Here is a 13,293-nt window from a genome sequence, read left to right as displayed (position 1 = left end):
GTAACGGGTAATAAAAATGAGTGTTACTACCGAGCCTATGCCAACGGTGAAGCAGCAATTGAATGAAAGCGATATAAAAGTACACTATCGCAATATATTACGTCGACGTATTGCATGGATGTTATTCATCGTCTTGGTGATTGGCACCTCTGTTGTACTTGATTTTACAATGGGGCCATCAGGGTTATCTCTGCAAACCCTCTGGAAGACACTGATTTCACCAGAAAGTGTTGATGCAGGAACAAGGGTAATTGTATGGGATATTCGATTACCTTATACCTTGATGGCGGTAGTGGTTGGCCTGTCCCTTGGGTTGGCCGGCGCTGAAATGCAGACAATTTTAAATAATCCACTCGCTAGCCCGTTTACTTTGGGAGTATCCAATGCTGCTTCGTTTGGGGCAGCATTGGCGATTGTATCGGGAATCGGGATTCCGGGAATACCGGATCAATGGTTCATCTCTGCAAACGCGTTTCTCTTTGCGTTACTCGCTGCTCTAATGCTGGATGCAGTTACCCGCTGGACAAGAGTGGCAACTTCAGGGGTTGTACTGTTCGGCATTGCGATGGTATTCACCTTTAATGCGCTTGTTTCCATGATGCAATTTATCGCGACGGAAGATACCTTGCAGGGATTGGTATTTTGGACCATGGGCAGCCTTGCCAGAGCAACATGGGAAAAATTGGGTATCATGATACTGATTTTCGCCATCATTTTACCTATCTCCCTGTCTAACTCCTGGAAATTAACCGCCCTGCGTTTAGGGGAAGATCGCGCTATCAGCTTTGGCATTAATATCAGTCGTCTTCGTTTGGGAACATTGTTGCGGATCAGTATTCTGACTGCATTGGCTGTTGCGTTTGTTGGCCCGATAGCCTTTATTGGCTTGGTGGCGCCTCATATTGCCAGAATGATGTTTGGTGAAGATCACCGTTTCTATTTACCTGCAAGTGCTCTGATTGGTGCACTGGTTCTGTCAATGGCTTCTATTGCATCCAAGAACTTGATTCCGGGAGTCATTATTCCTGTCGGGATCGTAACATCGTTGGTTGGTGTGCCTTTCTTCCTTAGCATTGTTTTGCGCCATCGGGGGAATGTATGAATCAGGGATTGAAGATTAATCAATTAACGGCAGGATACCCAAAACACCCTGTGATTGAAAATCTGAATATCGGTACATTGCCACGTGGTCAAATCACGGTATTATTGGGGCCAAACGGCTGCGGGAAATCTACACTCTTGCGCTCGCTGGCTGGTTTGAATAAAGCCAGTGGTGAATTATTGCTGGATGGGCAAGATTTAATGCAAATGAATTTTGCCCAACGAGCAAAGAACGTAGTTTATTTGCCTCAGTCATTACCTGCGGGTGTTCACCTTCATGCATTGGAGTCTGTGATTGTCGCTCAACGCGCATCTGGCGGCGTGAATAACCGTCAATGTGAGCAAGAAGTCATGGAGTTGCTGCGCCAGCTCGGTATTGAACATTTGGCATTGAGTTATTTGGACCAATTATCTGGCGGGCAAAAACAATTGGTCGGATTAGCTCAATCATTAATTCGCCATCCAACTTTATTATTATTGGATGAACCGCTAAGTGCGCTGGATTTAAATTATCAGTATCACGTAATGGATTTAGTCGCTCGAGAAACACGCCGACGTAATATTATTACGGTTGTCGTTGTGCACGATATCAATATTGCATTACGACATGGCGACCATGTATTAATGTTAAAAAATGGAAAATTAATCTCTGAAGGTCTACCGGAACAAGTTATTACGCCAGATAGCCTAGCCCAAGTCTATGGCATCAAAGGCCGGATTGAGCGCTGCTCTCAAGGTATACCACGGGTACTAATTGATGGTTTAGTAACAGAGCTAGTAAGTTAAAATAATAAAAGAGATAGAGTGCTTTATTAATTTTAAAGTATCTCTAATTAAAAAATTATAATACTGACGGGAATAAATTATTATTCCCGTGCAATGGGTTTATGTCGATTATCCATATTAATTTAAATAGTTCTATTCTACCTTTTGGAGAATCGGGAATGTCTGTTTTTGCAAAGAAAAAAATTGTAGTAGGCATTATTGCTGCTATGTCATCCAGCTCTGTTTTGGCTGACAATATGGCTAATAATGGCGAAGATAAAATTATTGTGACTACCGCAGCAGGTTTTCAGCAAAAAATTGAAGATGCACCTGCATCTATTTCAGTTATCAGCCGTGAGCAATTAGAAACTAAAGCCTACCGTGATGTCACGGATGCATTGAAAGATGTACCGGGTGTGGTTGTTACTGGTGGTGGCAGTAAAAGTGATATCAACATTCGTGGAATGGGATCACAATATACTATGATTCTGATTGATGGTAAGCGTATGGATACACGCAATACGCGTCCAAACAGTGATGGTTCAGGTATTGAACAGGGCTGGATACCCCCATTAGCAGCGATTGAGCGTATTGAAGTTGTACGCGGACCAATGTCTTCTCTTTATGGTTCTGATGCTATGGGAGGGGTTATTAACATTATTACCCGTAAAGTTCAGAAGGAGTGGCACGGAAGCTTGCGTGCTGATACTACTCTGACTGAGAGAAAGAGTTCTGGTAATACGTATCAAACCAGCGCGTATGCTGCTGGGCCACTCATCGAAGGATTATTGGGTCTGAAAGTCAGTGGTTTGTTCTCTCATCGAAATGAAGATAAATTTATTGATGGATTTAGTGAGCAAGAAATGCGTAATGGTACAGCGGTTTTTTCTCTGACACCTGATGAAAAAAATACCTTCGATTTTGAAGTTGGCCGTTACGAACAAGACCGAGATTCGACGTTTGGCAAGACTCTTACATGTGCGAAAACCTCTTGTCCAGATGATATAAGCCGTTATAAGCGTAATAACTATTCTATAACTCATAATGGAGTTTATGATTTTGGCACAATGACTTCTTATATCCAAAGGGATGAATCGAATAACCCAAAGCGCAAGATGCAATACAACGATACGGTGTTCAATAATCAAACAACATTTACGTTGAATGAGCATACATTAAGCGTGGGTGGACAGTACCGTTATGAGGAATTGAAAGATGATAGCAGTAACAGATTACCGTTAGATGATAAGATAACCAAATTGACCCGTTGGAGCGGAGCGCTATTTGCAGATGATGAGTGGCAAATGACCAATGATTTCGCTTTAACTGGAGGCATTCGATTAGATAAAGACGAAAATTTTGGCGTAAATTGGACACCTCGTTTATACGGCGTATGGCATGTTGATGAGCAATGGACAATTAAGGGCGGTATATCCACAGGTTATCGCTCACCTAACTTACGACAAGTTTCTGCTGGTTGGGGACAAGCAACTGGTGGATCGGGTGGAAATGGGATTATTTTAGGAAACTCGGATCTAAAACCAGAGAAAAGTGTTAGCGAAGAGATCAGTGTAATTTGGAATAACCAAGAAAATTTTAATATTTCTTTGACAGTATTTAATACAGACTACAAAGATAAAATTACGGAATTACGCAGTTGTACCGATCCAAGTAATGGAAAAGGCGACAAATGTAAAATTGGGGACAAATCTTATAGTTTCATCAGTGACCGTGTAAATGTCGATAAAGCTAATCTTCGTGGCATCGAGTCTGCAATAAATTGGAATATTATCGAAAATTTATCATTAGCTGCAAATTATACATATACCGAATCAGAGCAGAAAAGTGGTAAATACAAGGGAGTAACTATAAATAAGATGCCAAGAAATATGGTTAATGCCACATTGAACTGGCAGGTACTTCCAGAAGTAGAAACATGGGCTCGTGTCAATTTTAGAAGTAAATCAAAAGAATATTTATATCGTGGTCAACCAAAAGCAGGAAGTCCTTCTTACACCTTTTTTGACTTAGGCATGACTTACAATATAACGAAACAGCTACGTGTGCTGGGTGGCGTCTATAACATCTTGGACAAACGTGTTACTGAGGAAACTCACGGCACTACACTTGATGGCCGTCGTTACAACATCGGTCTTAATTATGACTTTTAATTAATATTGTGTCTGTTTATTAATATTAGTAATCATAATTAACGTTTAGACGTTGTATAAAGTCATTCTGTAATCATTTTTGTGGTGATAGAATGACTTTTTTGCGATAAATTTGCTATAAAAATGCACACAATTAAATGGCAAATAGTTCCCCTCTGTGCTAAAAGTTTATCAAAGGCCAGCAATGGAAATGATGGCGATGAACCCAAGCACACACTCAGTAAGAGCTTATTCTGTAAGGCTCTGTAGTGCCGTAAAAAATAATAAATTTTTTAGTGCCTAGCGCTTGCTATTTCAGAACTTGAAGTGCAAAATGCGTGCACTAAAAAATAACTGGTGTGTAAATATGCACCAGTTATTTTTTTTGCAATCGAGTTATTTTTTACCACACAAAGAGGCCGGAGCCTGTTCCGGATCGATACTGACCATAAGCAACCATAACTGAAAGCGGGTTGCTGTACTGAGGAATAAAAAATGGAGCAATTATTCTCTTTTGCACTTGTGCCAATTGGCGCTCGTTGCTGCAACGATGACTATGGGGCATGCCTCCTTGCTAGTTCATCCTCTTCTAATTCTTCTTTCTTTTCTGTCTATAGACAGATGCGAAGTCTACCCAGTAACTATCGATTAAGTAGTTGTATTAGTACCCAGATCGAAGTTATGGGGGGTTTCGCTCATGTCGCATAATTCAATCGCTTTCGACACCACTCAGACTCGTACTAATAATCGCGTTCAATTAAGAAGAACGTTGACCCTGTTTCAGGTAGTTATGATGGGGCTTGCATATATGCAGCCAATGACTATTTTTGACACATTCGGCATCGTTTCTGGTCTGACTGGTGGGCATGTTGCGACATCTTATGCTATCGCATTAATCGCAATTTTATTTACAGCTCTAAGCTATGGGAAATTAGTAAAACGTTTTCCGTCAGCAGGTTCAGCCTACACATACGTACAAAAATCAATAAATCCCCACCTTGGGTTTATGGTAGGTTGGTCATCTTTGCTGGATTATTTGCTCATGCCAATGATCAATATCCTGCTGGCAAAAATTTATCTCCAAGCGATTTTTCCAGGAATCGACCCTTGGGTCTTCGTGGTTAGCTTGGCGGTCTTGATGACAGTGTTCAACCTGAGTGGCATTAATGTTGTGGCAAACCTCAACGGCCTGATCGTGGTTGTGCAAATTGCTGTTATGGTGGTCTTTGTCGGTTTATTAATGTATGGCGTACATCATGGTGAAGGTGCGGGAACACTGTTCAGCTTGCGGCCATTTACGTCAGAAGAAGCTAAATTGATCCCAATGATAACCGGGGCGACGATACTTTGTTTCTCTTTCCTCGGGTTTGATGGTATCAGTTCGTTGTCTGAAGAGACACCAAATGCAGAAAAGGTAATCCCAAAAGCGATTTTCATGACGGCATTAATTGGTGGCGCCATCTTCATTGCTGTGTCTTATTTCTTACAACTCTATTTCCCAGATATCTCTCGGTTTAAAAACCCGGATGAATCTCAACCAGAAATTATGTTGTTTGTTGCCGGAGCATTCTTCCAGGCTATTATTTTAGTGTTCTCCTGCGTGACTGTGATGGCATCTGGTATGGCTGCCCATGCAGGTGTTTCCCGTTTACTTTATGTAATGGGTCGGGATGGGGTATTGCCTGAGAAAGTATTTGCCTATGTTCATCCGAAATGGCGTACTCCGGCAATTAACGTCATCTTGGTTGGTATTGTTGCGCTATCTGCCGGTTGGTTGAATTTGGTGACTGCAACTGCATTGATTAATTTTGGTGCGCTGGTGGCCTTTACTTTCGTAAACCTGTCGGTTATTTCACAATTTTATATTCGTGAGCGCCGCAACAACACCCTGAAAGATACGTTGAATTTCTTGATTCTTCCTTTGCTTGGCGCTGCGACAGTAGGCGTTTTGTGGATGAATCTGGATGCACACTCTATGGAGTTGGGTCTGATTTGGGGGGGAATTGGTTTACTGTATATGTTCTTCCTGACGCGAAGCTTCCGTCAACCGATGCCGCAATTCAGTGAATCATAAGAGTCAATAAATCACGAATAGAAAGCAACCCCTTGTATTTGAAACAGCACCTTCGGGTGCTGTTTTCATTTTGTCTAAATTAAATGCAGTATTTGAAGGTATCACATTATATCTTGTAGACCTTAAGCCTAAACGTGAACAAGAAACCAGTAAACGAAAAGAAACGGGATATAATAAGTGATTAAGTAACCACATCTCATTTCATGAAAAGCCTGTTTGATTGGTGCCATAAGGTAAGAGGATCATTATGAATGATGTCAACAATGCTCAAAATCAGCAGATAATCGCCACTCTTACGCATATCGTCGGATCTTCCCATATTCTCACTGAACCTCAGAAAACAGAACGTTATCGTAAAGGTTTTCGTTCTGGGCAAGGAAATGCACTTGCGGTTGTATTTCCGGGTTCATTATTAGAGTTATGGAAAGTTTTCAAGGCTTGTATCGACGCTGATAAAATTATTTTAATGCAGGCCGCCAATACGGGGTTAACCGGTGGTTCAACACCGGATGGTGATAACTATGATCGCGATATTATCATTATCAGTACACTCCGGATGGATAAGATACAGATCCTTCCATCGACCAATCAAGTTATTGCTTTCCCCGGCAGCACCCTGTGGCATTTAGAAAAAGAGTTGAAACCGCTAGGCCGTGAACCCCACTCGGTTATTGGTTCGTCCTGCATTGGTGCGTCTGTTATTGGCGGGATTTGCAATAATTCAGGAGGGTCATTGGTGCAGCGTGGCCCTGCGTATACTGAATTGGCACTGTATGGTCGCGTTAATGAAAAAGGTCAGGCTGAACTCATAAATCACTTAGGCATTGCGTTGGGCGATACACCAGAAGAGATTCTGACACACCTAGAGACACAACGCTATCGTACTGAAGATATTCAATCCAGTGACAGGGTAGCTTCCGATCATGAATACTCACAACGTATCCGAGACGTTGATGCTGATACACCATCACGGTTCAATGCTGATGAACGCAGGCTATTCGAGGCGTCTGGCTGTGCGGGTAAGTTAGTGATTTTTGCTGTTCGTCTTGATACTTTTCCGGCTGAGTCCTCTTCGCAGGTTTTCTATATCGGTACTAACCAGCCACAGGAATTGACGGAATTGCGCCGCCATATTCTCTCAAATTTCCAACATTTGCCCGTTGCTGGAGAATATATGCATCGGGATATTTTTGATATCGCCGAAGTATATGGAAAAGACACTTTCGTCATGATTGACAAATTAGGCACAGATAAAATGCCAAAATTTTTCAGTCTGAAAGGGCGGATGGATGCCATGTTTGGCAAAGTCCCATTTTTGCCTTCGCATCTGACTGATCGTGTTATGCAGGGGCTGAGTCGTTTATTGCCTTCTCATTTGCCACCTCGCTTGAAAGAATATCGAAACCGTTTCGAACATCACTTGATGTTAAAAATGTCCGGTGATGGGATTAAAGAGGCACTAAAGTGGCTGGAAAGCTATTTTAAACAGGCTGAGGGTGAATATTTTGCCTGTACGCCCGAAGAGGGAGCAAAGGCATTTTTGCATCGCTTTGCAGCTGCTGGGGCTGCAATTCGTTATCAAGCAGTCCATGATAAGGAAGTGGAAGATATTTTGGCATTGGATATAGCTTTGCGGCGTAATGATCATGAATGGTTTGAATCCTTGCCTCCAGCAATCAATGAAAAACTGGTACATAGCCTCTATTATGGACATTTTATGTGTCACGTATTCCATCAGGACTATATTGTTAAAAAAGGTACAGATATTAAGGCACTGAAAGCCGAAATGCTGGAAATATTAAATCAACGTGGAGCAGAATATCCTGCTGAGCATAATGTTGGGCACATATATCACGCTAAACCTCAGCTTAAGCAATTCTATCAAATGACGGATCCGACAAATGCGTTGAATCCGGGAATTGGCAAAACCTCCAAACTGAAAAATTGGGGGAAGGGGCATGATTGCCAACATACTGAACACCAGCATGATTGATTTGCTTTCTTAATGAAAGAAAAAAGACAAAATTTGTGTTTTGTCTTTTTTCTTCAGTAATAAATTGAAATAGTTATGAAAATTTACTCAGCCAGTTGAATTGCATAATCAACCAGTGCCTTTAGTTGACGGCATTTATCTTCATCAGATTGATATTCAACAAAAAGCGCCTCAATCGTTGCAAGGTATTGGCTGATGCTCTCTTGTGTGAAGAGATCCTGACGATGATGCAACCAACGTTGCTGTTCATCGTAATCCAACGTTGCTGGATAATTTCTGGCACGATAGCGGAATAACAATGCCTTAATGCGCGCATCCTGAAAGGTTAAATCCAAGGCCGGTAAGTTTTGTGGGGAAGTTTCCCGAATAATTTCCATGGCAGTTTTATCGGCATCGCCGAAAAATCCGCTATATAGTTTAGCATCTACATTATCAGATTCGGGGAACTCTTCTGGGTGCGAAAACAATTCAACAACCTTTTCCCGGATTTGTGGATGATTACGCAAAATAGCCAAATTTTGCTCACATTGATTGCGGTCTAATCCGACTCGTTCTGCATCTTCTGACCGTAACGTATTCTCTGGCGCGATAATTGGGCATTTATTGATATGCACTAACTTGATAGGAACTGGGCTTTGATCTGGTTGCAACTCATCGCGTCGGGTATATAAACGTTCACGTAGCTTATCTGCACTGAGTTCCAGTAGTGGCGTAATATCACCTGCCAAATCACACATGATAACGGCATTGCGATTTGTCGGATGCCATGCCAGAGGTGCAATAAGGCTAATATTGCTGCGCAAAGTCCCAAACATTCCCGATACATGAACCAAAGGTTTCATTTGCGGAATGTCAATTTGATTGCTGATTTTTTGCTTATTTCTCAATTGGAAAAAGTAATCAAATAAGCGGGGCTGGGCTTTTTTCACCAGTTTTGCCATGGCGATGGTAGCGTAAACATCGGACATTGCATCGTGGGCTTGACTATGTTCAACACCGTTGGCTTTTGTCAGATGTTCCAGTTTGAAACTGGGCAGCCCATCATCATTTTCCGGCCAGACAATACCTTCTGGACGCAAGGCATAGCAAGCACGTAATACATCAAGTAAATCCCAACGTGAATTACCTTTTTGCCAACTATAGGCGTAAGGATCGTAAAAGTTACGATAAAAAATATTGCGGCTAACTTCGTCATCAAAACGAATATTGTTGTATCCAAGAATACATGTGTTGGGCTTGCTGAATGCTTCGTGAATCAGACGAGCAAATTCAGCTTCATTGACCCCTTTTTTCAATGCCAACTGCGGTGTAATTCCCGTAATCATCACCGCTTCAGGGTCGGGAAGGTAATCGTCAGCAGGAGCACAATACACCACCAAAGGCTCTTCAATGATATTGAAATCACTGTCGGTGCGAATTCCCGCAAATTGGGCAGGGCGATCTAAGGCAGGATGTTTGCCAAACGTCTCATAATCGTGAAAGTAGAAGGATGGTTGTTTGTTATCGGTAGACAAAGTTTTTTTCCGTAAGTTATCAACAGTTATCTTTTTGATTTTAAATTATTCATCAGTTATTTTTGATTGAATCTTGCTCTATTGGTTTGTTTGTGTTCTTTACTGTCCGGTTTTGTCCATGCGATATTTAAGTACATAATGAGTACAAATTAATAATTATCGCGAGTACAGAATAATATGGCTCTTAGTGACACTAAATTACGTTCCATACATGGTAAACCATATCAAGGTAAATCTGAAATAACAGATATCGACGGGCTTAGTGTGCGAGTGTCACCCAAAGGAGTGATTACGTTTCAGTGTCGATATAGATTGGATGGTAAACAGCACAGGGTCAGCATAGGCAGATACCCAGCTATATCATTACGAGATGCTAGTGCCCACTCCTCATTAACTGAGACATACCTGACTGGAATTTTCTAACTGTTTTCGACATATTTCTGGCGGGAGGTGATTTAAAATTTCATGGGATCGATTCTGGTTGTAACCCTACAGCCAAAACCACGCCATTTCTTTGTGTTGTGGCTTGCCGGGCTGAATATGGCATAACTCAATATTGTGACTATCACAATAATTTAATAGTTTTGCGGATATTAATTCAGGGCCATTATCAACCCTAATTTGTTGAGGCAAGCCTCGTTCTGTTTTTAAACGTTCAAGGACTCGAATGACTCTTTCTGCCGGCAGTGAAGTGTCCACTTCACTGGCAAGACATTCTCGTGTTCCCTCATCAATAATATTTAATGTTCTGAATCGCTTACCGCAATATAATGCGTCATGCATAAAATCCAACGCCCAGTGAATATTAGGTTGGCTTGTTACTATTAATGGCCTTTTTTCACGTTGAGCCAGGGCTTTTTTGAACCTGCGTTTAGGGTTAAAGGGATAGCCTTGAAACCTGAGCCGATAGTAACAATTCCAGAAGCTTGCTTGAGGTGATTTAGCTAAAACAGCGTGTATAGCATCAATGACGACATTATCTTTTTTACGCTAATCCATCCCGTTACGATAGAAGGTTGCACGCGTCAGGGACGTTAACTGACACGCTTTTATGACCGACAAACCCGCCTGAACCAACGATTGTGCGCAGGATTTTTTCTCGGCCACTACCAACCCTTTTTTGCGAAAAGTTCCTTCATGGCATGATTTTCAAGGCTGACTTCCGCAAATAGCTTTTTAAGCTTGGTATTTTCTTCCTCAAGTTATTTTAATCTTTTAATATCATTGGCTTACATACCACCCTACTTTGACTTCCAATTGTAGTAAGTGGCATTACTGATCCCATTTTGGCGGCAGACATCGTCCACTTTCATACCCGAATCGGCGAGCTTTAAAATATTCACTACCTGAGTTTCAGCCAATCGTGCTTTTTTCATGTTGACCTCTGCAAATATTAGGGCAGAAAATCTAATTATCGTTGTCTCATTTTAGGGGAAGAGGACATGTGGCCACAGGATAATGCGCTCTGAGTTTCCCGGTTATCGAGAACGGTTCAGGGGGTCTGACATCAAGAGCGCGGTAGACTTTTTTAATATTTCGTTTCCATTTCAATACGTTGAAGTTTCTTCTTTAGCTCACGTATCTCAATTTGCTCCGGGGTGATGAGGGATGCTTTCGGTGTTTTGCCTGCCCGTTCATCCCGCAGCTGCTTTACCCACCAGGTCATAGTGGAAAGCCCGACATTCATAACGTTCGCAGCATCCGCAACAGTATAGTTTTGATCCACAACCAACTGAGCGGATTCAATTTTGAATTCTGCACTGAAATTTCGTTTTTTCATCAAGGCACCTGTGTTGCTCTGAGGTGAGCATATCATCTCTGTTCAGGTGGCCAAATTTATTAAACCACTACAATATCGCCTGGCCGGAACCGCCGAAATAAAAATAGGGCTTCGTGCCCTTTTACGACGGTAAACCCTGTGATATTCCCGAAGGCTGTCGCTTTGATGTCCGTGTGCAGATGCCGGCGGATTTGGTGTGGAATAGGGGGCAGAAACAATCAGCAGATGCGGTTGCTGATGATGAAGTAACTGAGCAGGTGAAAATAGAGAAATGATTAACCCGCAAAAAGTTGCGGGTTATGTATTAAGGTTATTTATTTTATTTCTTGAAGAGGATCATAGCGTGATTCTATTTTAACGTTGACATAAAAATCTCCAGAATTATCGCTATATTGGCTATCTGAAAATAAAAGAGTTAATTCACCATTTGTAGGGACTGTTCTGTGGAGTACACCATTGCCAATTTCATAGGTGCTGTCACCAATTTTTGCAATTAAACCCCCTCCTGGAGGAAGAGGCGGAACTCCTTGAGGAGCAGACCAGGGATTTGTATTGTCAAGGGTATACCTAACCCAGCCAGAGGCAATAACAGAGATCACGTCTCCTTTTTCAAGGATAAGCCCAGTGGGTTGACCTTGTTCAGCATTTGCAGGAACATTTCCAGACCAATCGTACATAGTATTACCTCCAAATGATATTTTGAAATTGATAGAGGAATTAAGATTGTGATTTTTGGGTGTCAGGCATTTGCACACGAACCGAAATGAATCTACCCTCGGGAATATCAATCAAATCCCCGCTCGTGTAGCCTTCTCGTCTATTTCTGGCGAATGCAGGAGCATCTGAATGTTCACGATGGTAGGTCATTAATTTGATAGAACCATCAGGCAGAACGTCGTGATTAACCCAGATTAGTGGAAGGTCATTCTGGCATCGAGGAATTTCAATACCGCCTATCTGCCCATCATTACTGAATCCCTGAACACCTTTGATGAGATAAGTCCCTTTTGATAGACGTTCAACAATAGCACCTTCAGATTCGACGTTGGTGGTAAAGTTGCCATCGGGGAAAATTTGGATAATGGAGGTGGATACTCTGAGGACGCCATTATTGTCTTTGGTTGTGTTGCCCGTATGATAAAATGATACCCATTTACTCCACTGATTACTTACTCGATAACGAGTTCCCATTCCTTTTTCACTAATCTGAAGTTGCGCGACTGACCCAGTACCATCACCTCCGCTTCTTGTCATGACCATAATAGGCGCATAATTATACCAGTAGTTAAGGGTGTTATATCCTCCTGCTCCATACCACCCCGACCTCACTAAATTGTTAGCATTGCCATCAATACCTGCTTGTGGAGAAGAAATTGGATCTGCCCCGACTCCATACTCTCCAACTTTCAGCGTATTCCCCAGCCCAATATTCCGCACAAACGCCGATTTATCTGGAATATCAACCCCGTTCAGGCCTTTTGCTAAGCGAGTATTAGCATTGTCATTGGCGTTATTGGCATCCTTGTTTGCATTGTTAGCATTCTGATTGGCTGCACTAGCTAAATCATATGTTGTTTTTACTGCTCTTGGGGTTGATGCGGCTGTTTCACTATTGCTATTAACATCATTACTTAGAGACACTAATCCCTTATCTTTTAGCGTTGCATCTGGATGATTACGACTTGCGGCGTGTTCTGCAATTGCGTCTTTAATGGCCTTTCTGACTTCGTCCATTGTTGGGACTTCAACGGAATTGCTACTGTCTCGATTGCTCATATTTATTCCCTCATTTAATCAACAATACACATTGCTAAATAACATGAGGCGGGGGACTTCTCCGCCAGTGAACATCAATAAAATCGGTTCATCAATACTGGAGAATGAATTTTGACTAATTACAGTTGGAAGGTGATTCT

10 protein-coding genes and 3 pseudogenes are annotated in these 13,293 nt (G+C 41.9%); 7 read left to right on the top strand and 6 right to left on the bottom strand.

All coding sequences use genetic code 11. The annotated features are described in order from the left end of the window. Positions 1–16 precede the first annotated feature (16 nt). From BM100_RS14985 to BM100_RS14975, 3 genes are all read left to right on the top strand, one after another. Positions 17–1,102 (top strand): FecCD family ABC transporter permease, encoded by a 1,086-nt coding sequence (locus BM100_RS14985; RefSeq protein ID WP_092512344.1) that lies wholly within the window; start codon positions 17–19, stop codon positions 1,100–1,102. After that, entirely contained in the window at positions 1,099–1,887 is a 789-nt protein-coding gene (locus tag BM100_RS14980; RefSeq protein ID WP_092512342.1) for an ABC transporter ATP-binding protein, read from the top strand. The genes BM100_RS14985 and BM100_RS14980 overlap by 4 nt, the downstream gene beginning before the upstream one ends. 158 nt (positions 1,888–2,045) lie before the next feature. Next, positions 2,046–4,037 carry a ligand-gated channel protein gene (locus BM100_RS14975; protein ID WP_092512340.1) on the top strand — a complete coding sequence of 664 codons (1,992 nt, stop codon included), beginning with the start codon at positions 2,046–2,048 and terminating at the stop codon, positions 4,035–4,037. A 382-nt stretch (positions 4,038–4,419) separates the two neighbouring features. On the opposite strand, the gene BM100_RS23110 is transcribed toward BM100_RS14975, so the two are convergent. Next, positions 4,420–4,581: a hypothetical protein gene (locus BM100_RS23110; protein ID WP_175494966.1), complete on the bottom strand. Its 162-nt coding sequence runs from the start codon at positions 4,579–4,581 to the stop codon at positions 4,420–4,422. Between the two features lie 132 nt (positions 4,582–4,713). On the opposite strand from BM100_RS23110, the gene BM100_RS14965 reads away from it, so the two are divergent. Next, positions 4,714–6,090, top strand: coding sequence for an APC family permease (locus BM100_RS14965; RefSeq protein WP_092512336.1), 1,377 nt, complete (start codon positions 4,714–4,716; stop codon positions 6,088–6,090). Positions 6,091–6,337: 247 nt separating this feature from the next. Further along, positions 6,338–8,083 carry a D-lactate dehydrogenase gene (dld, locus tag BM100_RS14960; RefSeq protein WP_092512334.1) on the top strand — a complete coding sequence of 582 codons (1,746 nt, stop codon included), beginning with the start codon at positions 6,338–6,340 and terminating at the stop codon, positions 8,081–8,083. An 83-nt stretch (positions 8,084–8,166) separates the two neighbouring features. Here dld and sbcB read toward each other — a convergent pair whose 3' ends face one another. After that, on the bottom strand, positions 8,167–9,597 hold the full coding sequence (sbcB, locus tag BM100_RS14955) for an exodeoxyribonuclease I (protein WP_092512332.1): 1,431 nt from the start codon (positions 9,595–9,597) through the stop codon (positions 8,167–8,169). Between the two features lie 177 nt (positions 9,598–9,774). On the opposite strand from sbcB, the pseudogene BM100_RS14950 reads away from it, so the two are divergent. Continuing rightward, positions 9,775–9,972 (top strand): annotated as a pseudogene (locus tag BM100_RS14950) (Arm DNA-binding domain-containing protein); the annotation flags it as partial. A 15-nt stretch (positions 9,973–9,987) separates the two neighbouring features. Here BM100_RS14950 and BM100_RS14945 read toward each other — a convergent pair. Further along, positions 9,988–10,973, bottom strand: a pseudogene (locus tag BM100_RS14945) (transposase). Positions 10,974–11,040: 67 nt separating this feature from the next. After that, positions 11,041–11,377, bottom strand: a pseudogene (locus BM100_RS14940) (transposase); the annotation flags it as partial. Positions 11,378–11,490: 113 nt separating this feature from the next. Here BM100_RS14940 and BM100_RS23105 point away from each other — a divergent pair. Beyond that, positions 11,491–11,652 (top strand): hypothetical protein, encoded by a 162-nt coding sequence (locus tag BM100_RS23105; RefSeq protein ID WP_169924644.1) that lies wholly within the window; start codon positions 11,491–11,493, stop codon positions 11,650–11,652. 39 nt (positions 11,653–11,691) lie between these two features. On the opposite strand, the gene BM100_RS14935 is transcribed toward BM100_RS23105, so the two are convergent. Further along, positions 11,692–12,054, bottom strand: a complete 363-nt coding sequence (locus BM100_RS14935; protein WP_092512328.1) for a LecA/PA-IL family lectin — start codon at positions 12,052–12,054, stop codon at positions 11,692–11,694. 40 nt (positions 12,055–12,094) lie between these two features. Continuing rightward, positions 12,095–13,153, bottom strand: coding sequence for a phage tail fiber protein (locus tag BM100_RS23625; RefSeq protein WP_244590536.1), 1,059 nt, complete (start codon positions 13,151–13,153; stop codon positions 12,095–12,097). Positions 13,154–13,293 lie beyond the last annotated feature (140 nt).

The organism is Xenorhabdus mauleonii (assembly GCF_900113945.1).
Classification (GTDB): Bacteria; Pseudomonadota; Gammaproteobacteria; order Enterobacterales; family Enterobacteriaceae; genus Xenorhabdus; species Xenorhabdus mauleonii.
Note: the sequence above shows the minus strand (reverse complement) of the source record. Positions and strands in the feature narration are given on the sequence as shown.